Origin of the sequence: Bacteroides faecichinchillae JCM 17102, from assembly GCF_000614145.1 — a bacterium.
GTDB lineage: Bacteria > Bacteroidota > Bacteroidia > Bacteroidales > Bacteroidaceae > Bacteroides > Bacteroides faecichinchillae.
Genome location: NZ_BAKK01000033.1, coordinates 1 through 25430, shown reverse-complemented (window position 1 = coordinate 25430; position 25430 = coordinate 1). Strand labels below are relative to the sequence as shown.

Annotated in this window: 28 protein-coding genes and 2 pseudogenes; 12 read left to right on the top strand and 18 right to left on the bottom strand. The window is 35.8% G+C overall.

The features are described 5' to 3' along the window. The first annotated feature begins 6 nt into the window (after positions 1–6). Together JCM17102_RS15245 and JCM17102_RS15240 are read left to right on the top strand one after the other, a co-directional pair. Positions 7–1446 carry a tetratricopeptide repeat protein gene (locus tag JCM17102_RS15245; RefSeq protein WP_025075791.1) on the top strand — a complete coding sequence of 480 codons (1440 nt, stop codon included), beginning with the start codon at positions 7–9 and terminating at the stop codon, positions 1444–1446. Positions 1447–1477: 31 nt separating this feature from the next. Then, complete coding sequence (locus tag JCM17102_RS15240; RefSeq protein ID WP_025075790.1) at positions 1478–2116, top strand: DedA family protein; 639 nt, start codon at positions 1478–1480, stop codon at positions 2114–2116. A 69-nt stretch (positions 2117–2185) separates the two neighbouring features. Here JCM17102_RS15240 and JCM17102_RS15235 read toward each other — a convergent pair whose 3' ends face one another. Both JCM17102_RS15235 and tpx read right to left on the bottom strand, forming a co-directional pair. Beyond that, positions 2186–3070: a DUF3078 domain-containing protein gene (locus JCM17102_RS15235; protein WP_025075789.1), complete on the bottom strand. Its 885-nt coding sequence runs from the start codon at positions 3068–3070 to the stop codon at positions 2186–2188. Between the two features lie 155 nt (positions 3071–3225). Then, positions 3226–3726 (bottom strand): thiol peroxidase, encoded by a 501-nt coding sequence (tpx, locus tag JCM17102_RS15230; protein ID WP_025075788.1) that lies wholly within the window; start codon positions 3724–3726, stop codon positions 3226–3228. Positions 3727–3861: 135 nt separating this feature from the next. On the opposite strand from tpx, the gene JCM17102_RS15225 reads away from it, so the two are divergent. Continuing rightward, positions 3862–4431, top strand: a complete 570-nt coding sequence (locus tag JCM17102_RS15225; protein ID WP_025075787.1) for an HdeD family acid-resistance protein — start codon at positions 3862–3864, stop codon at positions 4429–4431. Between the two features lie 307 nt (positions 4432–4738). Here JCM17102_RS15225 and JCM17102_RS29115 read toward each other — a convergent pair whose 3' ends face one another. Both JCM17102_RS29115 and JCM17102_RS29110 read right to left on the bottom strand, forming a co-directional pair. Beyond that, positions 4739–6145, bottom strand: coding sequence for a hypothetical protein (locus JCM17102_RS29115; RefSeq protein WP_051572957.1), 1407 nt, complete (start codon positions 6143–6145; stop codon positions 4739–4741). Beyond that, positions 6106–7062: a hypothetical protein gene (locus JCM17102_RS29110; protein ID WP_051572955.1), complete on the bottom strand. Its 957-nt coding sequence runs from the start codon at positions 7060–7062 to the stop codon at positions 6106–6108. Before JCM17102_RS29110 ends, JCM17102_RS29115 begins: the two co-directional genes overlap by 40 nt. A gap of 329 nt (positions 7063–7391) precedes the next feature. On the opposite strand from JCM17102_RS29110, the gene JCM17102_RS15215 reads away from it, so the two are divergent. From JCM17102_RS15215 to JCM17102_RS15205, 3 genes are read left to right on the top strand one after another with little or no spacing between them, the layout of a single operon-like run. Then, the gene (locus JCM17102_RS15215) at positions 7392–7871 is read left to right on the top strand and encodes a DUF4494 domain-containing protein (RefSeq protein ID WP_025075786.1); all 480 of its coding nucleotides are present in this window, start codon (positions 7392–7394) and stop codon (positions 7869–7871) included. A 6-nt stretch (positions 7872–7877) separates the two neighbouring features. After that, positions 7878–8552, top strand: a complete 675-nt coding sequence (locus JCM17102_RS15210) for a YggS family pyridoxal phosphate-dependent enzyme (protein WP_025075785.1) — start codon at positions 7878–7880, stop codon at positions 8550–8552. 15 nt (positions 8553–8567) lie between these two features. Further along, entirely contained in the window at positions 8568–9545 is a 978-nt protein-coding gene (locus tag JCM17102_RS15205) for a dihydroorotate dehydrogenase-like protein (RefSeq protein ID WP_025075784.1), read from the top strand. Between the two features lie 85 nt (positions 9546–9630). Here JCM17102_RS15205 and JCM17102_RS27890 read toward each other — a convergent pair. After that, a pseudogene (locus JCM17102_RS27890) lies at positions 9631–10955 on the bottom strand (PhoH family protein). A 131-nt stretch (positions 10956–11086) separates the two neighbouring features. Here JCM17102_RS27890 and JCM17102_RS15195 point away from each other — a divergent pair. Further along, complete coding sequence (locus JCM17102_RS15195; protein ID WP_025075783.1) at positions 11087–12538, top strand: bifunctional folylpolyglutamate synthase/dihydrofolate synthase; 1452 nt, start codon at positions 11087–11089, stop codon at positions 12536–12538. Here JCM17102_RS15195 and JCM17102_RS15190 read toward each other — a convergent pair. Then, positions 12506–12880, bottom strand: a complete 375-nt coding sequence (locus JCM17102_RS15190) for a RidA family protein (protein WP_025075782.1) — start codon at positions 12878–12880, stop codon at positions 12506–12508. The two genes, JCM17102_RS15195 and JCM17102_RS15190, sit on opposite strands and share 33 nt — an antisense overlap. Before the next feature lie 120 nt (positions 12881–13000). Continuing rightward, positions 13001–13360, bottom strand: coding sequence for a hypothetical protein (locus JCM17102_RS15185; protein WP_025075781.1), 360 nt, complete (start codon positions 13358–13360; stop codon positions 13001–13003). Positions 13361–13511: 151 nt separating this feature from the next. On the opposite strand from JCM17102_RS15185, the pseudogene JCM17102_RS32535 reads away from it, so the two are divergent. From JCM17102_RS32535 to JCM17102_RS15170, 5 genes and pseudogenes are all read left to right on the top strand, one after another. After that, positions 13512–14314, top strand: a pseudogene (locus JCM17102_RS32535) (BT4734/BF3469 family protein); the annotation flags it as partial. A gap of 123 nt (positions 14315–14437) precedes the next feature. Then, positions 14438–15835, top strand: coding sequence for a DUF3987 domain-containing protein (locus JCM17102_RS32530; RefSeq protein WP_373278901.1), 1398 nt, complete (start codon positions 14438–14440; stop codon positions 15833–15835). A gap of 254 nt (positions 15836–16089) precedes the next feature. Beyond that, positions 16090–16569 (top strand): HU family DNA-binding protein, encoded by a 480-nt coding sequence (locus JCM17102_RS15175; RefSeq protein WP_025075780.1) that lies wholly within the window; start codon positions 16090–16092, stop codon positions 16567–16569. A 66-nt stretch (positions 16570–16635) separates the two neighbouring features. After that, positions 16636–16737, top strand: coding sequence for a smalltalk protein (locus JCM17102_RS30705; protein ID WP_159106341.1), 102 nt, complete (start codon positions 16636–16638; stop codon positions 16735–16737). 10 nt (positions 16738–16747) lie between these two features. Continuing rightward, positions 16748–17191 (top strand): N-acetylmuramoyl-L-alanine amidase, encoded by a 444-nt coding sequence (locus JCM17102_RS15170; protein WP_025075779.1) that lies wholly within the window; start codon positions 16748–16750, stop codon positions 17189–17191. Positions 17192–17277: 86 nt separating this feature from the next. Here JCM17102_RS15170 and JCM17102_RS15165 read toward each other — a convergent pair whose 3' ends face one another. From JCM17102_RS15165 to JCM17102_RS31035, 11 genes are all read right to left on the bottom strand, one after another. Next, a complete protein-coding gene (locus JCM17102_RS15165) occupies positions 17278–17511 on the bottom strand; it encodes a DUF4248 domain-containing protein (RefSeq protein ID WP_025075272.1) in 234 nt (77 codons plus the stop codon). 54 nt (positions 17512–17565) lie between these two features. Further along, positions 17566–18684 carry an MraY family glycosyltransferase gene (locus tag JCM17102_RS15160; protein WP_025075778.1) on the bottom strand — a complete coding sequence of 373 codons (1119 nt, stop codon included), beginning with the start codon at positions 18682–18684 and terminating at the stop codon, positions 17566–17568. A gap of 48 nt (positions 18685–18732) precedes the next feature. Next, positions 18733–19548, bottom strand: a complete 816-nt coding sequence (locus JCM17102_RS15155; protein ID WP_025075777.1) for a glycosyltransferase family 2 protein — start codon at positions 19546–19548, stop codon at positions 18733–18735. A 22-nt stretch (positions 19549–19570) separates the two neighbouring features. Next, on the bottom strand, positions 19571–20608 hold the full coding sequence (locus JCM17102_RS15150) for a glycosyltransferase family 4 protein (protein WP_025075776.1): 1038 nt from the start codon (positions 20606–20608) through the stop codon (positions 19571–19573). A 62-nt stretch (positions 20609–20670) separates the two neighbouring features. Next, on the bottom strand, positions 20671–21744 hold the full coding sequence (locus JCM17102_RS15145; RefSeq protein WP_159106340.1) for an EpsG family protein: 1074 nt from the start codon (positions 21742–21744) through the stop codon (positions 20671–20673). A 111-nt stretch (positions 21745–21855) separates the two neighbouring features. Next, positions 21856–22839 (bottom strand): glycosyltransferase family 2 protein, encoded by a 984-nt coding sequence (locus JCM17102_RS15140; RefSeq protein ID WP_025075774.1) that lies wholly within the window; start codon positions 22837–22839, stop codon positions 21856–21858. A gap of 3 nt (positions 22840–22842) precedes the next feature. Continuing rightward, positions 22843–23502, bottom strand: coding sequence for a hypothetical protein (locus JCM17102_RS29105; RefSeq protein WP_025075773.1), 660 nt, complete (start codon positions 23500–23502; stop codon positions 22843–22845). A 53-nt stretch (positions 23503–23555) separates the two neighbouring features. Next, complete coding sequence (locus JCM17102_RS27880) at positions 23556–23771, bottom strand: glycosyltransferase family 2 protein (RefSeq protein WP_025075772.1); 216 nt, start codon at positions 23769–23771, stop codon at positions 23556–23558. Positions 23772–23847: 76 nt separating this feature from the next. Continuing rightward, a complete protein-coding gene (locus JCM17102_RS29100; protein WP_148302069.1) occupies positions 23848–24549 on the bottom strand; it encodes a hypothetical protein in 702 nt (233 codons plus the stop codon). Next, positions 24474–24815: a glycosyltransferase family 2 protein gene (locus JCM17102_RS32525; protein WP_373278900.1), complete on the bottom strand. Its 342-nt coding sequence runs from the start codon at positions 24813–24815 to the stop codon at positions 24474–24476. Before JCM17102_RS32525 ends, JCM17102_RS29100 begins: the two co-directional genes overlap by 76 nt. 240 nt (positions 24816–25055) lie before the next feature. After that, on the bottom strand, positions 25056–25430 hold a 375-nt coding region (locus JCM17102_RS31035; RefSeq protein ID WP_025075771.1), incomplete at its 5' end, for a polysaccharide pyruvyl transferase family protein.

Genomic DNA, 25430 nt, shown 5'->3' with positions numbered 1-25430 from the left:
ATTAGAATGGGGAGAAAAAATTCACCGTCCGATGGTCAGGAGTTAGACAAACTGATCGAACAATATGAAACGGCAAAAGCCGAAAACCACCAAATTTATTTGGACGGAGATCAATTCGCCGACATTGCCGACCGATATGCATTTGAACGAAGATTCAATGAAGCACAAGAAGTCATCAATTATGGTCTTTACCTGCATCCTGAGAATACGGATCTCTTGGTAGAGCAGGCTTACCTCTATTTGGATACACAAAAGATACAGGAAGCGAAAGAAATAGCCAGTAGTATCACAGAAGAATATAATACAGAAGTGAAGATGCTGAAAGCTGAACTACTACTTACTGAAGGTCAGTTGGAAGCCGCACAATATATAATAAATACGGTAGAGGAAGCCGATGAACTGGAGACAATAATCAATATCGTCTATCTTTATCTGGATATGGGCTATCCCGAATGTGCCAAAGAATGGTTGGATAATGGGAAAAAAACGTTTGGAAATGAAGAAGATTTTATCGCAGTAACTGCCGATTACCTTGCTGCAACCAACCAGACCGAGGCCGCCATCATCCAATACAATCAACTGATTGACGTTGATCCCTACAATGCCTCTTATTGGGTGGGACTAGCCAAATGCTATTTTATCATAGAAAATAGCGAAAAAGCAATTGAAGCCTGTGACTTTGCACTGGCTGCTAATGAGAAATTCGGAGAAGCCTATGCGTATCGTGCCCATAGTTACTTTTACCTGAACAATTCCGATGCAGCAATTGCCGACTATCAAAAGGCGATTGAATATAAGGCTATTGCTCCTGAAGTAGGAAACATGTTCATTGGAATGGCATATACCAACAAAGAAGATTGGTCGAATGCTGATCAATGCTATCTTGAAGTGATCCGGCTTTTTAAAGAAAAAGGAGACGGTAATTCTCCATTATTGGTAGATACTTATACTAACGCCGCTCTAGCTACCTTTGAATTGGGTAACCATGAAGAGGCACATGAGATGTGTGCAAGAGCAAGAGAAATCAATCCCAGCGAACCAATAGTCGATCTTACTGAGGGAAAAATCTATCTGAAAGAAGGAAAGGATCAAGAGGCCTTTAATGCTTTCAAAGTTGCTTTGAACGACGATTCCAACGCAGACATGTGGTTTCAGGTTGCTACAGCTTATTCAGATGAAGAGATGTTGTCCCAAGCAAAGATTTGCTATGAAAAAGTGTATAACATAAATCCTAAGTATGAAAATGTTGCAGGAAAACTAGCTGCCCTAGCCTTGATAGAAGGTAGAGTCGATGACTTCTTCCGTTACAATAATGAGACTACTCATCCGATCGATGAGGATATGATTTCAGATTTGTTATCCCAGCCTTACGAACGAACCGAAGAAGGAGAACAGATACTTAAAGAAGTATGGGAACGTATGAAGAAAGAAAAAGGAAATAAATAACTCAAATCATCAAAAACAATTAGTAAAACGTATGGAATCAGTAGCTTTTATCCAATGGTGTCTGGATCACCTCAATTATTGGACCATCACTTTATTAATGACCATCGAAAGCTCTTTTATCCCTTTTCCCTCTGAAGTGGTCATTCCTCCAGCTGCATACAAAGCAGCAGTTAATGAAGAACTCAATATTTATCTGGTAGTTTTATTTGCCACTATCGGAGCCAATATCGGAGCATTAATCAATTACTTTCTGGCTAAATGGTTGGGACGTCCCATCATTTACAAATTCGCAAACAGTCGCATCGGACATATGTGCCTGATTGATGAAGCTAAGGTTCATCACGCAGAAGTATATTTTGACCAACATGGTGCATTATCCACTTTCATCGGACGTTTAATTCCGGCAGTACGCCAATTAATCTCCATCCCGGCTGGTCTCGCAAAAATGAAATTATCCACCTTCCTGATTTATACAACCTTAGGAGCCGGATTATGGAATACGATTCTGGCAATCATCGGATACTATCTTTCTACCGTACCAGGCATTGAAAGCGAAGAACAACTGATTGCTAAAGTTACGGAGTACAGCCACGAAATCGGTTATTGCTTTATTGCAATCGGAGTATTTATCGTAGGATTCCTGGCATACAAAGCATTGAAGAAAAAATAAAAGAAAGATGTCAAAAGCCAGATAATAACATCCATACACTTTTGACACCTCTTTTTTTATTCAATTGAGTTAGAAATTAAACTGAACTCCCACGCCTAATATTTCCTTGAACTGGACTCTTGATCCTTTACTACCATCTTTCTGTACAATTTTCACATCATCATCATACATCAGATTAGTGGTCAATGTAGTTGAGAACCATTTATTGATAATCATATTCACCTGCACTTCCCAGTTCACATCTATATTCAAAGGCTTATGCAAATAATCCGAATATAGTTCCAAACGTGAATATACTGTCATGTTTTTCAGAAACTCATAGTTTACCTCCCCTTTTAGGTTAGCACCAAAACTCGAAAGCAAATGTTTACCGGGATCGACTCCATATGCTCCTTCATCGGACAAACGATCATTCAGCACAAATGTTCCACGCCATGCGGCAGGAGACAATACAACAGTGAATATCTTACCCGGATCATAAGTGAAACCAAGACCGGTAGTTAGATAAGCAGGAGACATAAATTCAGAAATAGCCACGTCTTTATTCACTTTATAATCATATCCGGGTGAAAATTGAGTTTGAAAAGTAGCAAATGCACTGGCATACCAACTTTTAGCTATCGAATACCCATAATTCGTATTCAAGTAGATTTTATCATTTGCTTTTCTCATACCGTCCTCACCGGTTTTATTCAATCCGTAAGACAGTTCGATACGGTTATTCCACAAATGTTTTCCTTTCTTATAATTAGCCTGATAAGCACCTTGTAAATCAAAAGCAATGGAATTATCGCCTCCGGCCGCCCAGTTTGTAAGGCTCACTTGTGTCATCTTCAATCCGGCAAATCCTTCTTTTGTCCAAGGAGAGATATTTGTTGTATCAGCCGTTTGGGCCGATAAAGATCCAGCGCTCAAACATACAAGAGCGATGAAAAAAGATTGCATCTTATTCATATAATATATAGTTGAGGTTTAGTATGAAAACACACGACCTAATAAGAGCCATTGAATTTGCAAAAAGCAAAATCAATATACTAGTTCTTATTAGGTCAAAAATTTTAAGATCTATCGTTTGTTCTTGTTGAAGAACAAATAAGAAATGAAATTATTTATTTCACAGCAGCTAATGCTTTATCATAATCGGGTTCCTGAGTAATTTCCGGTACCAACTCTGTATAAGCCACTTTTCCATCTTTTCCTATCACGACTACTGCACGTGCCAGCAATCCAGCTAATGGACCATCTGCCATACGTACACCATAACTCTCATCAAAATCAGAAAAGCGAAAATCCGATAATGGTGTCACATTTTCAATTCCTTCTGTTGTACAGAAACGTCCATGTGCAAAAGGAAGATCTTTAGAAATAGCCAGCACGACTGTATCTTTTAAACCGGCAGCCAATTTGTTGAATTTGCGAACTGATGTAGCACAAACACCTGTATCCAGACTTGGGAAAATATTTAGAATCACATTTTTACCATTTAGGTCTTTCAGCGAGAAAGAAGATAAATCTGTTTTCACCAGCTCAAAATCAGGAGCTACTTTACCAACTTGTATAAATTCACCGATCAGTTTTACCGGTTGTCCTTTGAATTTTGTTGTTGCCATAATGCATCTATATTTTTAAATTACTTTATTATTACAACAATCGAAAGTCTAAATATGTTCAAAGGCAAACCTTTTCTAAAATCAATTTGTTATTCATCCACAAATCATCAAGTATTTATCTAAAATAAAAAATGTATGGAAACAGTATTCAATGAGATTAAAGATTCAGTGAAAAATTGGTGGACCTCTCTCTTATTAGGAATCGTGTATATCATCGTGGCTCTAAGCCTTATGTTCTCACCTCTTAGCAGCTACATGGCTCTAAGTATTATTTTTAGTATCTCCATGCTAATCAGCGGTATTCTGGAAATTATTTTTGCCCTTAGCAATCGACAGAGAGTTCCAAGCTGGGGATGGTACATTGTTGGAGGTATCATAGACTTCATCCTAGGTGTTTACCTGATTGCTTATCCAATGGTAAGCATGGAAGTTATCCCAATTATCATTGCTTTCTGGCTTATGTTCCGAGGCTTCTCTTCAACCGGGTACTCCATTGATCTAAAACGTTATGGTACCCGGGATTGGGGATGGTATATGGCATTTGGTATTCTTGCTATTATCTGTTCTTTATTAATTTTATGGCAACCGGCCATCGGAGCTTTGTATGCCGTATATATGATTTCTTTCACTTTCCTCATCATCGGACTTTTCCGCGTCATGCTTTCGTTCGAACTGAGAAGAATACATAAAAGAAAACAACTCTAACCTAACCCTATCTCTCTTTTGTAGCCGGAAGTATTCAGTAATATTTCCGGCTACTTAGTTTATTTTCAGAAATTCGTCGCATATTTGCAACATTCAATCAATCTAACAACCATGAAAAGAGAAATCATTTATCTTTTACTACTTATATTTGTCCGTTATTGCTTCCGTAACTTTCAATTAGGAATCGTATGCAATTAACACGAACTTCCTCTACCCCCATTCCGCACGAATAATTGGGAATAAATAAGTTATAGTAAAGAACCTGAATCGATACTCTAATTCATTATAAACAGACACCGATTATTTACTACAATTTATCTTTTCTGAGTCTAAAGCTTGTTTCAACTACCTTGTAGTCGTATTCTTTATAATTACCCAGATTTAAACTATCCATTTCCTCCCATGCCACCAGACAATGATGTTTTTGAGCTATGATATAGGCAGAAGTTGTATCTTCATTCCTGGTATATCCCATCATCTCGTGAGAAGCATTCCAACGGAGATGTTCACATTTTGCAAGGTTCTTCATCATCTCATTCATTTGTTGGCTGGCATTAGGATATTCAACACCTGTATCTGTCACTTTAGCACTAGAGAAACATTCACAAATGCGGTTTAGCTCATCTAAACCAGCATCATACATTCCTGCTAATTGAAGTTTAGTAGCCACATGATAGGCATTCGCCATATCCTGAAATTCTTGTCGCCTTATATCTTGGATAACAAAGTGTCTGATAGTCGGTTTGGCTCTAGGATTATCCTTACTTCTATATTTCTCTATGGTTGTATTTACATTATGCCTGTTATTCCAGAGTTTCGAATATTCAGGACTTTCCATGTCAGCTACCGGTTTATTTTCATAAACATTCAAGAATCCCATAGCATCCTTTTTAACTCTGTCGTTCACTACCATATCGTAAGTGAACACTTCTTTTGTAGCTCCAAAAATTATAATTTCTCCAAGACTCTCCCGGTTACTTTGATTATAGTAGTTCGCTATATCCTTCAATTGAATGTTTTTCTCAGAGTGATAAGAGCTTCTGACAAAAATTTTAAAATGCTCTAAGTTATTCTCCCTGTATCGACAAGCAAATTCATACAAATTTATGGCAAATGATATACTCTTCTGATCGTCCCCAATAGCAATTACTACATAATTAAGTTGATTTATTATCTCACGTAGTTTATCCCAGAACTGTGGTGCGTGGTTCGAACACTGAATAAGTTCTACTTCATTATTACCAACCAGTGCGGGAGCTTTCATATAAAATTCGCCTCGTAAAGCATCCATATTCTGGTCTATGGCATAACATTTAAATGCACTTTTTTGTCCATCTTCTCCCACCAAAGCCCCAAATTCATAGAGGAATTTCAGTGTATCTTGCCCTGTTTCCCCAAAGCCAACGATTAAAGCAGTGAAAGATGACTGAACAACAGCACGACTTGTATCCTTCTTCACAAAATTTACCGGATGATAAGTCGGATTCATTTTCAATGATAGTACCGATAGATAAGAAGAGTCTATTATACGTACAGTTATGTTCAATGTTTCATTTCCGTCCAATGCCATATTCTCAAGAATAACGTTTTGATTATCACGTCTGGCATGACAATAAATGTTTATAGGTTTGTTTTGTAAACTGGCATCACCTTTAGAGGCCGCCAATCGCATTATTAAAGCTGATTTAATATTATCATCTTCATTATCAGACAAGAAAAATATTTTGCGGAATTAGCTCTTTTCAACAGTCTGCCAAGGACTTTCAATCCAACTCTCTTAAAGAAGGTCCATTCCTTAGAAATTTCTTCAGTAATTACATCGTCTACCGAAAGATTTTTATTACTATAGACTACCAACGCATTCAGATCTTCACATTTATCCAACTTGCTTTTCCCATGTGAACTTCCGCTAAAGAAATGGCTGAATGTAAATCTTTGATGACTGCCACTTTCTTCTGAAGGCAGAGCGACAAATATAATTTTATAGTCCTCTACCTTATTATGTTTTTCTTTCTTCAATTTTTCTCTTTTGGCTCTCTCTACCTCAATGATATCCCTGGCCAAAGTAAATGAAATGTCATTAAATCCCCCAAATATATAAAGATTCAGTTTTTTACCGAAGATTGTCCGGACCCAGAGTATAATCATTCGAATCCATGAGATTAAACGGAAACCTAATAGTTGCACGATAAATATAGCACTCACTAACACCGCCAGGAAATGAACTAAAGAGAAAGCAGACATATAGATTGGGCAATGATGCCATACTTCATCGACCTCAATCAGATCAGAGTGTGAAATGAACATCTCTAATGAAGACAAAACAGAACGGAATCCTAAAGCAATAAAATTCCATTCGGAACCGGAATTTTCTTCATTATATCCTATTCCGTAGAGGATTACCCCCAAAAGAAATATAGCCAGAGCAATGTATTTTAAATGATTGATTACAAAACGCCGGGAAGTTTTAAAGCTAAATATGACCGCTAATATAGCAAGCAATGTTATAAACATTCCAAGTGAATAATAACCATCATGTAACAAATTAGTTAATAAACCATTGTTCTCTACGTCAGCCTCTACTATTTTCGAGGCTTCTTCCACACACCCACTAATTACATTTTCCAACATAACAACAAATTATTAGTGATTATTTATTTTTATCGCGAAACTTCTGTGCTTTTTAATTGAGAGATTCCATTTCAGCAAAATTAGTGATAGCTTAGCACATACAGATATTTTTATTCATTTATTTGCACGAAAATGTTGAAAAACACAGAACTTTACTTAAATACTATTCCTTTTACACGATATTGATCACTTGAATTAGCACTGCTCACACAATTTAGTCCTCGTCAAAATCGCTCGTTTATTTTTTATTCCTCTCTAATTTTCGGTTTTATTCCTTATATTTGTAGCCAATTTACATAAATCAATTAATTAAAAAAAGAAGAAAGATTATGGCAATGCATACATGGTTCGAATGTAAAATCCGTTATGAAAAAGTAATGGAGAACGGAATGCAAAAGAAAGTAACCGAACCTTATCTTGTTGATGCTCTTAGTTTTACGGAAGCAGAAGCACGTATTATTGAAGAGATGACACCGTTTATATCAGGAGAGTTCACAGTTTCGGATATCAAACGTGCCAACTATAGCGAATTGTTTTCCAGTGATGAAGAAAGTGCTGACCGTTGGTTCAAGTGCAAACTCATCTTTATTACTCTTGACGAGAAAAGTGGTGCAGAGAAAAAGACTTCTACACAAGTACTGGTACAGGCTGCCGACTTACGTGATGCAGTTAAGAAACTGGATGAAGGTATGAAAGGCACAATGGCAGATTATCAAATTGGTTCAGTAGCCGAAACTGCTATTATGGATGTATATCCTTATAGCTCCGAACCTAATGATAAACCAGAATTTGATCCTAATAAAGCATAAATAATCATGAGTATTGCTGACAATTTAAAGCAAGTACTAACCGAACTTCCTCAAGGAGTCCGGTTAGTTGCTGTCTCAAAATTCCATCCCAATGAAGCGATAGAAGAAGCATATCAGGCGGGACAGCGTATTTTTGGAGAAAGCAAAGTGCAAGAAATGACAGCGAAATACGAAAGTTTGCCAAAAGACATCGAGTGGCATTTCATTGGACATTTGCAAACGAACAAAATCAAATACATGATACCATACGTAGCGATGATACATGGAATTGATACTTATAAATTATTGGAGGAAGTAAACAAACAGGCCGCCAAAGCGGGCCGCATAGTGAACTGTCTTTTACAAATTCACGTTGCCCGAGAAGAAACTAAGTTCGGATTTAGTCCAGAAGAATGCAAAGGGATGCTAGCTGCAGGAACATGGAAGAAACTCTCCCATATACGTCTCTGCGGACTTATGGGAATGGCTAGCAATACGGATAATGCTGAACAAATAGACAGTGAATTCCGTTTACTTGATAGACTTTTTCAGGAAATAAAAACAACTTGGTTTGCTGATTCAACCCACTTTCGTGAGCTCTCGATGGGTATGTCACATGATTATCACCAAGCGATTGCCGCAGGAAGTACGATGGTACGCGTAGGAAGCAAAATTTTCGGAGAAAGAAATTACAATAATTAATCAATCTTAATTACCATGGCCGATTTAAAAACTACTTTTGCAGGGCTTTCACTTAGAAACCCTATTGTTATTGGTAGCTCAGGGCTAACCAACAGTGCCGGCAAAAATAAAAGACTAGCCGATGCTGGTGCAGGTGCTATTGTACTGAAATCACTTTTCGAAGAACAAATTCTGATGGAAGCAGATCAGTTGAAAGATCCCGCTTACTATCCGGAAGGCAGTGATTATTTAGAAGAATACATCCGCGAACATAAGTTATCTGAATATCTGGCTCTGATCAAAGAAAGCAAAGAAGTTTGCTCCGTTCCAATCATCGCCAGCATTAATTGCTATACAGATTCCGAATGGATCGACTTTGCCAAACACATTGAAGAAGCAGGTGCCGACGCTTTGGAAATCAATATACTTGCCTTACAATCGGATGTACAATATACATACGGCTCATTTGAACAACGTCATATCGATATTTTATCTCACATCAAAAAGACAATCAAGATTCCGGTAATCATGAAGCTTGGTGACAACTTAAGTAATCCTGTGGCATTAATTAACCAATTATATGCAAACGGTGCAGCTGCAGTTGTTCTCTTCAATCGTTTTTATCAACCGGATATCAATATCGAGAAAATGGAGCATACATCCGGCGAAATATTCAGTACAGCCTCAGCTCTTTCCACACCACTTCGTTGGATTGGAATTGCTTCTTCTGTAGTAGACAAGATCGATTATGCTGCCTCTGGAGGGGTAGCAAAGCCGGAATCCGTTGTTAAAGCAATCCTGGCCGGTGCGTCAGCTGTGGAAGTTTGCAGTGCCATCTACCAGAATACCAATCTGTTTATTGGAGAAGCTACACGCTTCCTAAATACATGGATGGACCAGAAAGGATTTGAAACAATCGCCCAGTTCAAAGGAAAACTGAACGCCAAAGATGTACAAGGTATCAATACATTCGAACGCACTCAATTCTTAAAATACTTCGGAAAGAAAGAATAAATTTGAATGAATAATTAAAAATGAAAAATGAAGAATTACTATACAGCATTATAGCGTTAGCCAATTCTTCATTTTCATTTTTAAATTACAGCAGGTTACTTGCTAATTCACTAAGTTCGCTTCGCTCACCTTTCACAAGATTGACGTGTGTAAAGATATTTTGATCCTTCATACGGTCAATCATGTAAACCAGACCATTGGATTGACTATCCAGATAGGGCTGGTCAATTTGCTGTATATCACCGGTGAATACCATTTTTGTACCTTCTCCGGCACGTGTGATAATGGTTTTTATTTCGTTCGGAGTTAAGTTCTGAGCTTCATCGATAATACAATACATTTCACTTAAGCTTCGCCCCCGAATAAAAGCTAATGCTTCAATGACCAGTTGCTCACTCTTCTGCATATCCTCAATCCGCTTCACCTCACTTGAATTAGAAGCAAACTGACGTTTAATCACATTTAAGTTATCAAATAAAGGCTGCATATAAGGAGCCACCTTTTCCTGAGCATCACCCGGGAGGAAACCTATATCCTTATTAGAAAGAGCACTACGGGACGAGCTAACAAAATCTGTTTGTATTCCGTTAATTTACCTAAAGCTGCGGCAAGAGCCAATAAAGTTTTACCAGTTCCTGCTTTTCCCGTCAGTGCCACCAACTTCACGCTCGGATCATTCAAAATTTCAAAAGCAAAACTTTGTTCGGCATTACGTGGTTCAATTCCATAGTTACGTGCTTTTGTTACCCGAATAATGGTATGTGTGAAAGGATTATATCGTGCCAATACACTATTTCTGTCACTCTTTAGAACAAAACATTCATTAGGATGAACTAAGTCTTTAAAATCAAATTCTCCCAGATCGATTCCCTCTTTTGAAGAATAAATACGGTCGATCAAAGCAGGGTCTATGTTATCAAATATCTCATTTGACTTTTCAAAGATATCCACATTGAGCACCTTATCCGTAATATAATCTTCGCAAAGGATACCAATAGAACGCGCTTTCATACGCAAATTTACATCTTTTGTCACCAGAATCGTTTTTACTTTCGGATTCTTTGCTGCCAAATATTCTGCCACTGCCAGAATCAAATGGTCCGGTTTCTTTACTGGAAACGATTCCTGCACTTTAGGAGCTTCTACATGTCCGGTCACAATAAACAGACGTCCCATGCCTTCACCCAATTTAACTCCTTTAGAGAAAAGATCATCGTCAGTCAATGTATCTAGTTCGCGAACAAACTCACGGGCATTATAATTTATTTGTTCATTACCTTTTTTGAACTTATCCAGTTCTTCCAATACAACAATAGGGAGATAAATATCATTTTCTTGAAAATTCTTCAAACAATTATAGTCATGAAGAATAACGTTCGTGTCTAATACAAAATTTTTCTTGGTTCCCATGATTTCTTAGATTTTAATGTTGATATTTGCAATCTCATTCATCCATCAGTTGTGTAATGACTGATTGATGGTTCTAAAGATAAACAAATTAACGGGCAAAAAAGATTGTCCTAAGTTAAACTTTATAAAACATGGATTATCAGAACACTTTAAAGTACTTATATGAAAGTGTGCCTATGTTTCAACAGATAGGAGAAAAAGCATATAAGCCGGGATTAGAGACTACACACAAGTTAGATGAGTATTTCGGACACCCACACCAACAATTTAAAACTATTCATATTGCCGGAACTAACGGCAAAGGTTCCTGTTCACATACCATTGCAGCAGTTCTACAATCTGCCGGTTACCGTGTTGGGTTATTCACCTCTCCTCATCTGATTGATTTCCGCGAGCGTATCCGTATTAACGGAGAAATGATACCAGAGGAATACGTAGTTCGTTTTGTAGAAGAACACCGCCCTTTCTTCGAACCTTTGCATCCTTCATTCTTTGAGCTGACTACTGCCATGGCCTTCCGCTATTTTGCCGATCAGAAAGTGGATGTAGCCGTTATTGAAGTAGGCATGGGAGGAAGATTGGATTGCACCAATATCATTCAACCTGATTTATGTGTTATTACCAACATCAGTTTCGATCATATGCAATATCTTGGAGATACATTGCCTAAAATAGCCAAGGAAAAAGCAGGTATTATCAAGCACAAGACTCCTATAATTATCGGTAATGCAGAAGGACCGGTGAAACGTGTCTTCACACTAAAGGCAAAAGAAATGGAAGCCCCCATTTTTTATGCGAAAGAACTGAGAAAGAAAGAAGGTCATTATACGCTAATGACTGTTGATGATCTGAGAAAGACCAGACGGTTACTGGAAATTATCATGCAATGTGATAATGCATCAGAATATTCATATTTCTACATGCTTTATCCAAATGAATCTCTCCATACCCTCAACAGATTAATCGACCATAGGAAAACAGTATTGGCTTATCAAAGTATAGAATATGTAGTCGGAATTTTCTATGAATTAACCGGTAACTGCCAAACAGAAAACATGCAAACTATTTTATGTGCGCTGGATGAACTTAAAAAGTTAGGATATAATCTGAAGATAAAAGACTATTACCAAGGATTAGCCAATGTGTGCGAAATGACAGGTTTGATGGGACGCTGGCAAAAACTGCAATCGTATCCGGATCTTATCTGCGATACAGGACATAATGAGGATGGTATTCGATACATCTGCAAACAGCTTGAAACAATTCATCAAGAACAACATAAGAATATTCACATCGTTTTCGGTATGGTCAATGACAAAGATATCAGTAGTGTGTTGAGATTATTGCCCAAAGATGCTAAATACTATTTTACCAAAGCGAGTGTGAAACGTGCTCTACCGGAAAATGAATTGATGAAGATGGCTACCGAAGCCGGTCTAAAAGGTAGCTCTTATCCTACTGTTGTGGATGCAGTACGGGCAGCAAAAGAAAACTGCCCCCCGGAAGATTTCATCTTTGTGGGAGGCAGCAGTTTTATTGTGGCCGATCTGTTAGCGAACCGCGATACACTCAATCTCCACTAATGCATCCTTCGGCAATGCTTTTACAGCAACTGCCGAACGTGCCGGAAACGCCCCATCGAAATAAGTAGCATATACGCCATTCATCCCGGTAAACAAAGACATATCTTGGAGGAACACAGTCGTCTTAACGATGTCAGCCATCGTCAATCCAGCTTCTTCTAAGATATGTTTTATATTTTCCAATGACTGGCGTGCCTGTCCTTCTATACCTTCTGCCATCTGTCCTGTTACGGCATCAATCGGCAACTGTCCGGAAACAAATACCATTCCATTAGCTTCAATAGCTTGACTGTACGGCCCGATAGCTCCGGGAGCTTTCTCACTGCAAATTACTTTTTTCATAACTACTCTTTTTCTGTTTATCAGTTTTCTATTTACTATTAAAAAATAGTGTTGAACAAAAGTAATATAGTTCAAGGAATTTATAAAGTATTTAGAAGAAAGTTTTTAAATCCTCTCCTTTTATACCCAGATTCCATCCCATTGCATGACAATAACCCATTCTTCCGGTTGTCCACTCCCATGCTTGCAGTGAGGAATCATACCAATCACCAGATCACTGTGAGTAGCCAACATAATCTTCAATTGCTTCAATAATACATCCATCAAAATACCCAGATGAATTTGCTCAGTTATACAACTGACAACACGTACATATTGATAAATACACATATTACTTCCTTTTTTCATTGCACTCAAATCACGACTGGATATATGTAATTCAGTCTTCAGAAAAGGATAGGTAATCAAAATATCCGTATCCATTAAACTTACCATTATATTACCCAGAAATTCATAAGTTCTTTGTTTCTCTTTAGTCATGTTTACCCCACGTTAATTATTAATAAATTTTGATTATATATTTGATTATTTAAGCTGTTTCAACTTATGAAACAATCCTCAAATTCAACTTCTCTACTTTTGCTCCTGCTATCCCAATAGTGGGGTAGATAACTATAATATTCAAATTCGTATGAAATTATTAGAAGAAATCAAAGTCTCGGTTTATGATAATGTGTATTCAAAAAATCCTAAAATAATGACTTTCCCGGAAGTCATTATTATGTGTATCCATCCCGTCTATGCGTCTATCATAAATACGATCCGACGTTTTTACTTGGAAGGCGATCGGGAAGCGGCACAACAAATAAAAAGTAAACTTCCTTGCTTCACACCTGCCGGGACATTCAACGGAGCACACGCTATCAAAAATTTCCTTGTATCCAGCAATATTGTCGGACTAGACTATGACCATGTACCAACCGTTTGGAAATTATTCAACGTTGTGCCAAAGATCCGCATACCCTTGCAGCACTCGAAAGTCCCACAGATGGGGTGAAAGTTTTTGCCTACGTGGAATACACCGCCGGACACTACCGAGAAGCACAACAGATGGTGAGCAATTATTACGACCATCTTCTTGGGTTAAAAAGTGATCCTGCTTGTAAAGATGAAAGTCGCCTGTGTTATTTTACTTACTCACCCAATGGCTACATCGCCAGTCTATATCAGACATTTGAACTCTGTAGCACTTCTTCATGCTCTGCAACAAATTCTACAGATACCAGAAACTTATCTGGTAGTACCGTTCTTAACACTACCGAAGTAGAAGTATCCGAAGAAAAAATAAAAAAATTCCTATCGTCCTACATTTTCTTAAATCCACTCGTAAATGGACAACGGCATACCAATCTATTCAAACTTGCCTGTGAAGCTTGCCGGAGAGGATATTCACATGAAAGCATATTACGCGAGATCAAACCCTTTATTGAGAAAAGTAATTTCCCAACAAAAGAACTAGAAAGTATACTATCATCTGGTTATCAAAAGGTTACCTCCTCCACACCCCATCAAAATTCCGTTTCCAGCCCCGTTTCGCAAACTGACAAAGTGACAAAAATGCCATATGGTACTTTTGATAAAAAAGAAGAAGCGGATGATGCCTATTGGGAAGGAGAAGAATTTCGAAAACTAACCCCACATTTTGAAGACTGTGTGTACAAAAATCTTCCTAACCTATTAAACGAATGTATTCTTGAAGATGTAGAGGATCGTGAAAAAGATATCTCTCTACTCTCCGACCTGACAGCACTAAGCGCTGCATTGCCCCGGACATTAGGAATCTATAATCATAAAAAATATTCTCCACACATTTTCTGTTTTATTATAGCACCTGCAGGTAGTGGAAAAAGTACTGCTCAAACCGGACGTTATCTGTTGGAAGATATCCAGCATTGGATTATTTCTACAAGTGACTATCGGCAAAAGACCTATCAACATGAACATACCCAATGGCAAATAGAATGTAATCGCAAAAGAAAGTCACACGAAGAATGTCCCGAGGAACCGGAAAAGCCTGCTTACAAAACATTATTTCTCTCAGCTACCACCAGCTATACTCGTATGCAAACCCAAATGCAAGATAACGATGCACAAGGAAGTATCATTTTCGATACCGAAGCACAAACCCTGTCCACAGCCAACAATCTTGACTGCGGAAACTTCGACGATATGCTTCGAAAAGCATTCGAACATGAGAATATAGATTCTTCCTTCAAAGCTAATGGTATCAAGCCTATTTGTATTCGTCACCCTAAACTTGCCATGTTCCTTACCGGTACTCCGGGACAAGTGAACAACCTACTTGGTAGCTATGAGAATGGGCTGTTGAGCAGGATCCTGAACTATACTTTCCGTGGAATGCCTCGTTGGAAAGAGATGGGAGACGATAATATCTCACTAGAAGATTCATTCAAACCACTAGCTGCCCAAGTTCTGAAAATGTATCGTTTTTGCCTAAACAATCCCGCCCTATTCCACCTAAGCCTTAAACAATGGGATCACTTGAACCGAACTTTTGCCCGGTTATTATTTTCCGTTGCCTTGGAGGGTAACGACGATTTGCAAGCCATAGTAAAACGGTATGCTTCACTTGTCATGCGTATCAGTATGATCCAGACACGTATCAGACAATTTGAGGAGAATAACTTATCACAGGATATCTACTGTAAAGATGAAGATTTCGTACGTTCTATGAAAATAATTTTATGTTGTTATGAGCATAGTAGGTTATTATTGTCATCGATCGCTTCTCCTAGTACTCATCCATTAAAAAATCCAGACAGCACACGTAATTTCATAAATGAATTACCTGAAACCTTCAGTACGGAAGAAGCGATCAAGATCGGCGAAAAATATGGTCTCAATAATCGTAAAATATATAGGTTGCTAAAGTCTCTCAATGGTTTGAAAATCAAAAAGGTATCCCATGGTATATATACCAAATTATCAGAGTAATAGTACCATATGGCATTTTTGTCACTTTGTCAGTTTCAAAGCCCTCTAAAATCATTGGGAAGTTTGAAAAAAACTTCTCAATGATTGAGTTCAAACATTGGGAAGATTGAAGACAAACTTCCCAATGATTTTAGTTTCATTCGTTACGTCCATGTACGTCATTATACCTCATCCGACTTTCACAACATCGTATCTTTGTCATGTAATCGGTTACAAAATGATTCAAATTTTCAAAACTTAAAATTCTAATTATTATGGCTCAGAATTATGTGATTATGGCTCGAAAGAACCTATTGAAACCAAACGAAGCTCCAAAGTATTACGCAGTGGCACGCAGCGGAAAGAAAGTTTCCGTTAAAGAGGTCTGTAAACGTATCACCGAACGTTCCTCTTACTCCAAAGGAGAACTCGAAGGGTGTATCGGTGAGTTTCTGCTTGAAATCCTCAATGTATTGGAGGAAGGAAATATCGTTCAGATGGGTGATCTGGGAAATTTCCGAATGAGTCTCAAAACTGGTACTCCTACAGTAACGGAAAAAGAGTTCAAAGCATATTGCATCGAGAAGGGCAAAGTGTTGTTTCATCCGGGAAGTGATCTTCAGAAATTATGTAAGGCGATGGACTTCACTTTATATAAGAGTGACAGCAAGCCTGATTCGAAAGATGATGAATCGCTACCTGATGGCGGTGGATCTGATCCTGATGACGGAGAATCTCCGGATCCGACACTGTAATAAGTAAATCGGTGATTCATTATTTAAAATTTAAATGATTTATTTAAAACGTAAAATTGTATGTGTATGAAAAAGCAAATTTGGAAGAATGTTCTTCAGTTTATCGTAACGATAGCCACGTCTATCATTTCTGCCCTAGGTGTTACCTCTTGCATGGGAAGTTTATAAATAGATGAAAATGGAAAATTCAAAAGATGAGTATCTTCCACGGGAGATTAAGTTGTTAGTGATTCATTGCAGCGCTACGCGCTGCAATGTCCCCTTCTCTGTAGAGCAACTTCGCGAATGTCATCTACAAAGAGGGTTCAAAGATATCGGTTATCATTTTTACATTACTCGTGACGGAGAAGTACATCAGTGCCGTCCGGTCTTGGAACCAGGGGCTCATGTGAGAGGATTCAACCGGCATAGTATTGGAATTTGTTATGAAGGAGGACTCGATAAAGAAGGTCACCCGGCAGATACGAGAACACAAGCCCAACGCTTCGCATTAATCGATCTGCTGACTATTCTCAAACATCAGTATCAGGAGGCGCAAGTCCTGGGACATTATCAGTTAAGTGCCAATATTCACAAAGCTTGTCCTTGCTTTGATGCGAGAAATGAATATTCACAAATATAATTTTATATTCAATCCTAAAAAAATACGGAAGTCAGCGAAAGTGCTGTCTTCCGTAATTTTTTATTTATACTCAATCCTATTCATTTTTAGAATTCTCCCGGCTTCCCCAGATAATAAGCTATCAAACGTACTTCCCGCACAGAAAAGGCTTTCGTTTTCGGATGAAAATCCGTAGCCAATATCTCATCCATCAAAGGTTGGCAACGACGCATCCAACGACGGAGCTTATCAACAGAAGCACGAACACTGATATCAGGAAAATACATTTGGGCAAGTTCTTGTTTGTTGTAGCATTTCACTACAAAATCTGGTTGGTTCATTGTATCTTTATATTTGAATTATTATGATATAAAGATACAAAATAAATCACTGATTTACAATATTTTCGATGACATATTATTACTTAGTTTCTGTCGTCTTATTCTACTCCACCAAAGATTAAGTCCAATCCATGCAACAACATCTCCCACCAACATTAATGTATTATCAACGTAAGGCATCAATAATATATTCATTCCACTAAACACGCATGAAATCAATAAAATTAAAAGCATTGCTTTTCGGACAGTAAATCCCATTGCTAAAAATTGATGATGAATATGGTTCTTATCCGGTTCAAAAGGACTTTTCCCATGATAGATACGAACAATAACAACACGAACCACATCGAATGCAGGAACAATAAGTGTGCTGAAAGCTATCACAAAAGCTCCTTGCGTAACAGAAATAAATTCTGTATTCTGACTATATTTGATGGCAAGAAAACTCAGTATATACCCCAGAGTCAAACTTCCCGTATCTCCCATAAATATCTTCCGGGCATGCTCTACACTACCAAAAACATTATAATAAAAGAAAGGAACTAACACCCCGAATGTACTGAAAGCAAGCATACTGTAAATCCATAATCCTTTTTCAATAAAGAGGAATCCAAAAACCAGAAGGGATACACTGCTTAACCCCGAAGCAAGACCATCTATCCCGTCAATCAGGTTAATTGCATTTGTAATAAAGACGATAGTCAATATTGTAAAAGGTACACCAAACCAAGCAGAAACTATTCCTACTCCAAATAATCCATAGAAATCATTAATCCAAAGCCCGGCAACAGGAAATAAACTGGCACAGATAATTTGAACAATGAATTTCTGACGATATCGAACTCCCACTAAGTCATCAGCAATACCAGTCAAGTACAAAAGAACCATTCCACAAACTAATACCAAAAATTCCGGTAAAATATATGACGCCAGCATAGCAGATATTCCATAGCCTGTCAATGTACGGATGGCAAGTACCGAACAGCATGAAAGCAGAATTGTTGGAAAAAAAGATACTCCACCTAATCGAGGAATAGCACGTTTGTGAACTTTCCTCTCATCCGGAATATCAAACAGTTTTTTACGAAATGATATTAACAAGATACGTGGAATGATAAGCCTGGCAACATAAGCAGAAATAGCGAAAGCTATTATTATAAAAACAATATTCATAGTAACTATATTTTTATTCCCCTCAAAAACTTAGTATAATTTGAAAACTCATCGAAGAAACTTCTTATAAAGCAAAGCTCGAATGTAATTAGGCAACACTCTCACCATAAAACGAATCGTGATATTTCTAATAAACATTTGTAATGATATAAAACCAATATGTCGCATCATATTTTGAAACCGTAATTCATCAAATGCATATTTACAACCTCCACGTCGTTTAAACATATCAGAAGAAAAACGAAAATACAGAAGACTCTCCTGAATATTATAAAATTTGGCACCATTCATCAACATCCTTATCCACAAATAATAATCTTCAAAAAGAGGAAAATGCAAATATCCCCCTGATTTTATCACAGCATTTTTCTTAAACATTACTACCGGATGATTAATCGGGCACCGGCCTTTTGCATACTCAAATATATCTTTATGTAATTCAGGCAATTTCTTCACTGATGATATATTTAATATATCCCCTTCAAATTCTTCTATCCAAGAACTAATTACGTCAATATCAGGATACTTCTCAAAAATAGCTATTTGTTTCTCAAAACGATTAGGCTTGGCAATATCATCTGTATCCATACGAGCTACTATGTCACATGAACAATGTTTCAAACCTTCATTTAAAGCCTTACCTAATCCTTGATTTTTCATTAGAGGTATCACCTTAAACATTGGATATTTCATAAGATATTCTGATATTACATTTTCCAGTTCATCTGTTAAAGGTCCATCTTTAATCAAAATAACTTCAACAGGTGCTAACGTTTGACAAAATATACTATCCAAACTTTGGCGTAAAAAAGCAGGATTCTCTTTGCTATATAAAGAGAATAATACAGAAAAGTCTAATTGCATTTAAGCAGTACTATTATTAATTTCAAGGCTCTTGCTGATATATTGAAATATATTTTCGATACATATTCTCAGGAGAATAGCATAGCGTATACTTCTCGTACATTTTCTCTCCCATATCCGAATTATTAGTGGCTTTTAATATTGCACCAACAATTGTTTCGGGTTTACTTAATTGAAACATAGAAACTTCTTCTGTAGTAAATGCCTCTTTTACAATCGGTATATCGGCCACAACCGAAGTTTTTGAATAAAAGGCAGCTTCCAACAGAGCTAATGGAAAACCTTCACTACGACTAGGCATAGCAAAAATGTCATAATAGGGTAAATAACGATATGCATCCGCTTTCACACCTGCGAAATAGCAACGATTATATACCCCTTTGATACGTGCTAATTGTTCCAAACCTTTTCGTGATTTACCATCACCGACTATAAATAATCTATATTCCGGTAATACAGGAAGTGCCTTAATTAATATGTCTATTCCCTTTCTTGGAGATAACAAAGCATTAACTCCAATGAGTATATCTTTCCCTTTAAAATTCAGTAGTTCTTTCAGTTCATTGTCTGACAGTTTCTTTGTTTTATCAATGCTACGAGTATTATAGGCATATGCTAATTTATCATTATTAATCCATTGTTCGTAATATTTCATAGCATTCATACTTAAAGTCACTATTTTATCATGCTTCCTTAACCACCTCATCCAGAATCTTCCAAATACTTGAGCTATAAAGTAATTATACTGATAAGAAAGATCTTGAAAGACGTAGTTATGAACTGTAGATAGATAACGTACCTTGCCACTATATTCTCTATAGCGATAAACAAACCAGTCAGGACGTATTCCATGACTATGAATGATATCAAACTCTAGAAAATTAATTCTGTCATTTTGAAAAAGACGCTTTGTGGAACACGCAAAACTCAATTGCTTAATATCATCAAAATAAAAAACCGTACATTCATGACCATTACTAGTCATTTGATCGACCAATTCTTTTACAACTATTACAGGTCCCTTATTCGCTAAGGAAGGAACAATATATGCTATTCTCATTATAATTTGATACAAGAACTCTTCAAATCCGTAGTTAAATATTACTTTCTAAGGCTATATCTCTATTTTCCCCAGTTATTCACATTATTCCACAGCCACTGCTCACTATAATTATTCATTAAAATATAAGGTACAGGCGTCAATAATTTATATTCCCGACTTAAACGGATAGTATATCTTTCAGCATATAAAGAGATAAAGAAAAAAGATGCAACTAATATTAATGCGGTTTTACTTACTTTTAAATGTAATCTACTACCATTGAAATTATATATAAGAAAAAGAACAGAAATCCCCATAAAAAGCATAATCATGCGATCAATAACAGCAAAATAAGGTAAAGTCACAGCACATATAATAAAACTAAAAACGATAAAAGAAAAGTATTTACTATTTTCATTTACTTTATACATAAAGTATAGTAATGGCAACATCTGAAGCTGATTGAAATATAATGCTATCATGCCTTTTAATGAGATCTGTTCTGCTGCCTCTCCATCAGCCCCCCAATATCCGGTTGTATATACTTCAACAGCCTTTCCAACATCTCCACCTAGAAAAGAAGATAAATAATTCATCAATGTCATGCTTAATAAATATAAAACAATGGCAAGGAATAGCCCAACTTTAAAACTAATATTAATATACTTTATTATCAAAACTCCTACAAAAGCTATTATTAAAGATAAATGTGTAAGGGGAGCTAACAACAAAAACACATAACCAACTTTTCTATTTTCTATTAATAACTTATAAACTCCAAATACGGCAAAAGCGGTTGCAAGCCCCTGTCGTAATCCGCAACATATCACAAAAAAACGTATAGAAAACAGTAAAAGCAAGAACAATAAAAAACTTATTTTCTTATTGTTATTCAAATAACTATTTTTTCTCTGTATAGAATAAAATAAAGAAAAATACATCTGGTATGAAAGAAAAACAAACAAAAATCTTATAATTTCAAAATTGATATTCCATTTAGCAAACCAGGCAGTTAAAGTATACAGCAATACATCTTGCCTAAAGACAATTCCTGTAGTTGCTTCTCCTACATAATCATAGTACAATAAGTTATGACGAAATAAATCATGCGTAGGAGCATATAATAAAGCGATAAAACCTAGAAATAAAGCCAAAAAAAGTATATGCATATTTTCTCTGCAAATAAATATAATACACTATTAAAGGAAAACTTAATAATGGAGATATAAAAAACAAAACTATGAATATACGAAAATTAAGTTCTTTCATCTCATGAACTTTTTCATCAAAGTCAAAATACAGAGTAATAAATTTAATAGATACTTTTTATTTTTTGATGCTAATAAAACAATCCATTTATAATGCATTGGCATGGTTGGATGTTGATATAAATAAGGGACAGAATCATTATATATATCCCAATATTTTTTTCTCTCTTCTTTTTCACATGAAATTAACAAAATCGATTTAACAGATAATTTATAATAGTCAAAATCCTGCCATAAATCTTTATCCTGTATCTTATTAGTTTGAAAGAAAATTTCAATAATCTCAATCAATTTTATAATATTCTCTCTAGATTTCTCCGAAATTTTTGACGTGTAAGATGATGCATTATATTGTACATAATGCAAATAAGCGTGTGGTAAATAAGAAACCTTATTAGCATAATAAAACAAACGAAATAGAATAGACATATCCTCACCTAAATTAAGACCTTCAAAATGAGATATATTATTATCTACAAACAATTTTCTAGCCACTAATTTGTTAGAAGTCGAGGCATGCAAATCTCCTCTCAATAAAGCCTTCAAACATTCAAGTCCTGTTGCTGGTGCTTTCTGTTTTTTATAAACAGATTTATCTTTAAAATCAACCCAATAATCAGAGACAACGATATCCGCCATCTCATTTACAGCTTTATTATATAATTCTTCCAACATAGTCGGCTCTATAAAATCATCACTGTCAATAACAATAATATATTCACCTGTAGCCGCATTCAAAGCCGTATTTCTTGCTACAGCAGAACCACGGTTTATCGAATGATGCAAGATTTGCACTTTTAATATACAATCCGGAAACTCCTCTATAGTTTTTTCCAATACATCTATACTTTTATCTTTAGTACAGTCATCTACAAAAATATATTCTACATCTTTCAGTGTTTGTTTAAATAAAGATATAGCACACTTACGAATATAGCATTCAACACCATACACAGGAATCAAAACAGAAACTTTAGGCATAATCTATCTTTTCAATACGGCTCTTAGGTAGTACAGACTCCGAATAAAAATATTTCCCAAAAATGGAGATCTTTTATTTAAACGAAGTCCAATATAAATATAGGAAGGCAAATTCTTTGCAGAAAACTTATTACTCAAGTATGTAGAGTTCACAATCTTTATATAATCTGAATATATTTTCTGGCAACCACCATTAAATATAAATGTGAATAAACCATTTAGAACACTGTAGGCCAAAGCATCTTGAATCAAAGCAGAATGTCCAAAAGATAAAGAATTTACATATTGAATCTGCCATTTACAAAAATTGATGTGAGATCTTAAAATTTTCTCAGACTGTTTATGCATCATTGATGTTGAATTTTGATAATAATAGTAAACAACATCTGATATATATTTAATTTTCCGTTCTTCCCCTCTCAACTGCATCTGCACAGATAAATCTTCCCCTATTATTAATGAGGAAGAAAAATTAACTTCTTGAAGTATTTCTTTTCTTATTAATGCTCCCGAAATATTTCCTCCTATCTTCCCTAATATTAATGAAGCATACAATTCTATTTTAGAGTCGCCAATAGGTGTATAATTATTCTTCACCATCTGTTTTCCATTATCCCAAAAATAACACATCCCTCCAATAACTACATCTGCATCATTTCTCATAGCATACGAACAAAGAACATGAATAGAAGTGTCAGGGATATAATCATCACTATCTAAAAAAATATATATTCGCCTTTAGACTCATAAACTCCACGTTTTCTAGTTAAAATTAAACCTTCATTTGTCTTATCTACAACACGGATTCTTTCATCTATTTGAACATATTTCAACAATATATCTAAACTATTATCCGTACTTCCATCATTTACCGCTACAATTTCTATATTTTTATATTTTTGAGAAATGCAACTATCTATACATCTACTCAAAAAAATTACTTGTATTATAAATCGGTATAACAATAGAGATCAATGGTAAGTTATTCATTTTTTTATCCTTTAGTTGTCAACTTCGAACTTTTATTATAATATAATAAGTAAATGCAGCTATATTTATAATCCATTTTTTTACACTATCCTGCAAAGATCTCCTTTTTTTAAATTGCTTCAGATTATCCTTCAATGTTCTAACTTCCTGTAACATCATTGCTTTTTCATTCAATCGCAAACATTCAGTTTCAATTACATAGGTTGTGAATCCATATAACACAGATACAAAAAAAGAATATATTTTAGGTTCCTTTTGATAGGTTGCCTCTCGCAACATCAAATCAATTTTCAATGTTATAATTCTCAAATAATCAACATAATTTTTCTTCCCCTTCGTTGCTGTTATTGAGCCACTATGACGAACAACATATTTATACACATAATCTTTTACAATAACCGCAGTACTTGAATATATCATAAGCCGAAAAGAAAAATATTCATCTTCGTGTAAAAGCCCTTCAATAAACCATAAATCCTTCTCTAAAAAAAATGAACGTTTTATTAATTTACCCCAGGCCATCACATATAAATCTTCAGATATATATTTATCTACAATTTGTTCATTAGTAGTTAACAACATCTCTTCTGTAAATCTTTTGCAACAAAAATCCCCTATTACCTCCGCATTACCAATCAAAAAATCTACATTACCAAATTTTTGCAGACATGCCACAAATGAAAGCATTGCATTTTTAGGTAACTCATCATCACTATCCAAAAAAACAGATAATCACCTAAAGAATTCATGACGCCAGTATTTCTTGCAGCAGACAAGCCTTTATTTTTTTCATGCCTTATTACTTTTACAGGAAACTTCTTCTTTAATTCACAGATAAAAGGTTCTGCCACCGCCATAGATCGATCAGGAGAACAATCATCTACCAATATCACCTCTATTTCTGAATATGTTTGCTGACAAACACTATTCAGACATGAGCCAATAAAGTCCTCGACTTTATACACAGGAATTATTATAGAAATCATCATTTATCAATTTATTAAATAGCAAATAATTGTCAATTCAAATTACAATCAACACAGACAACCTTATATCTCCTTTCAAGATAAATTTGATTTTCTCCTACAAAATATCTTTTCAATAAACATAAATTAAAATCATATCAAAATTAGCATATAGACCTATAGAAAGAATATAGGTACATATTATCATATTTAAAGTGAAACGTACTAATAAAACACTGATAGTTATCTTTAGATTATACACTAAAAATATGGCTCAACACCATTCAAATCTTTTAACCATGTATCATAAAAAGAGGAATTTTTTCCATAAGAGTTATCTATGAATTTAACCCTTTTGTGGAGTAAGATAGATAGTATCATCACATGCAGACGAGTGGTATATATATAATGATAACTACTAACAAAGCCAATCCCCTGCTTCAATAAAAGAGGACGAAAAACAGATGATGCAATCCAATCTAAAATAAAGTTTACTCCTCGACTTCTTATTCGTTTTCTGGTTAATATGGATTGTAGCGATACCATTTTATTGAACACATACATACTCCATGATTCTTTCTCAATTGACGGCCAATCTCGAATATCCAAATTTTCTTCCAGTTGTAAAATTCCCAA

Excerpts from the sequence above, each read along its gene's own strand:
- JCM17102_RS15245 (WP_025075791.1), top strand. The coding sequence starts at position 7 with ATGGGGAGAAAAAATTCACCGTCCGATGGTCAGGAGTTAGACAAACTG.
- JCM17102_RS15240 (WP_025075790.1), top strand. The coding sequence starts at position 1,478 with ATGGAATCAGTAGCTTTTATCCAATGGTGTCTGGATCACCTCAATTAT.
- JCM17102_RS15235 (WP_025075789.1), bottom strand. The coding sequence starts at position 3,070 with ATGAATAAGATGCAATCTTTTTTCATCGCTCTTGTATGTTTGAGCGCT.
- tpx (WP_025075788.1), bottom strand. The coding sequence starts at position 3,726 with ATGGCAACAACAAAATTCAAAGGACAACCGGTAAAACTGATCGGTGAA.
- JCM17102_RS15225 (WP_025075787.1), top strand. The coding sequence starts at position 3,862 with ATGGAAACAGTATTCAATGAGATTAAAGATTCAGTGAAAAATTGGTGG.
- JCM17102_RS29110 (WP_051572955.1), bottom strand. The coding sequence starts at position 7,062 with ATGTTGGAAAATGTAATTAGTGGGTGTGTGGAAGAAGCCTCGAAAATA.
- JCM17102_RS15215 (WP_025075786.1), top strand. The coding sequence starts at position 7,392 with ATGGCAATGCATACATGGTTCGAATGTAAAATCCGTTATGAAAAAGTA.
- JCM17102_RS15210 (WP_025075785.1), top strand. The coding sequence starts at position 7,878 with ATGAGTATTGCTGACAATTTAAAGCAAGTACTAACCGAACTTCCTCAA.
- JCM17102_RS15205 (WP_025075784.1), top strand. The coding sequence starts at position 8,568 with ATGGCCGATTTAAAAACTACTTTTGCAGGGCTTTCACTTAGAAACCCT.
- JCM17102_RS15195 (WP_025075783.1), top strand. The coding sequence starts at position 11,087 with ATGGATTATCAGAACACTTTAAAGTACTTATATGAAAGTGTGCCTATG.
- JCM17102_RS15190 (WP_025075782.1), bottom strand. The coding sequence starts at position 12,880 with ATGAAAAAAGTAATTTGCAGTGAGAAAGCTCCCGGAGCTATCGGGCCG.
- JCM17102_RS15185 (WP_025075781.1), bottom strand. The coding sequence starts at position 13,360 with ATGACTAAAGAGAAACAAAGAACTTATGAATTTCTGGGTAATATAATG.
- JCM17102_RS32530 (WP_373278901.1), top strand. The coding sequence starts at position 14,438 with ATGCCATATGGTACTTTTGATAAAAAAGAAGAAGCGGATGATGCCTAT.
- JCM17102_RS15175 (WP_025075780.1), top strand. The coding sequence starts at position 16,090 with ATGGCTCAGAATTATGTGATTATGGCTCGAAAGAACCTATTGAAACCA.
- JCM17102_RS30705 (WP_159106341.1), top strand. The coding sequence starts at position 16,636 with ATGAAAAAGCAAATTTGGAAGAATGTTCTTCAGTTTATCGTAACGATA.
- JCM17102_RS15170 (WP_025075779.1), top strand. The coding sequence starts at position 16,748 with ATGGAAAATTCAAAAGATGAGTATCTTCCACGGGAGATTAAGTTGTTA.
- JCM17102_RS15165 (WP_025075272.1), bottom strand. The coding sequence starts at position 17,511 with ATGAACCAACCAGATTTTGTAGTGAAATGCTACAACAAACAAGAACTT.
- JCM17102_RS15160 (WP_025075778.1), bottom strand. The coding sequence starts at position 18,684 with ATGAATATTGTTTTTATAATAATAGCTTTCGCTATTTCTGCTTATGTT.
- JCM17102_RS15155 (WP_025075777.1), bottom strand. The coding sequence starts at position 19,548 with ATGCAATTAGACTTTTCTGTATTATTCTCTTTATATAGCAAAGAGAAT.
- JCM17102_RS15150 (WP_025075776.1), bottom strand. The coding sequence starts at position 20,608 with ATGAGAATAGCATATATTGTTCCTTCCTTAGCGAATAAGGGACCTGTA.
- JCM17102_RS15140 (WP_025075774.1), bottom strand. The coding sequence starts at position 22,839 with ATGCCTAAAGTTTCTGTTTTGATTCCTGTGTATGGTGTTGAATGCTAT.
- JCM17102_RS29105 (WP_025075773.1), bottom strand. The coding sequence starts at position 23,502 with ATGAGAAATGATGCAGATGTAGTTATTGGAGGGATGTGTTATTTTTGG.
- JCM17102_RS32525 (WP_373278900.1), bottom strand. The coding sequence starts at position 24,815 with ATGATTTCTATAATAATTCCTGTGTATAAAGTCGAGGACTTTATTGGC.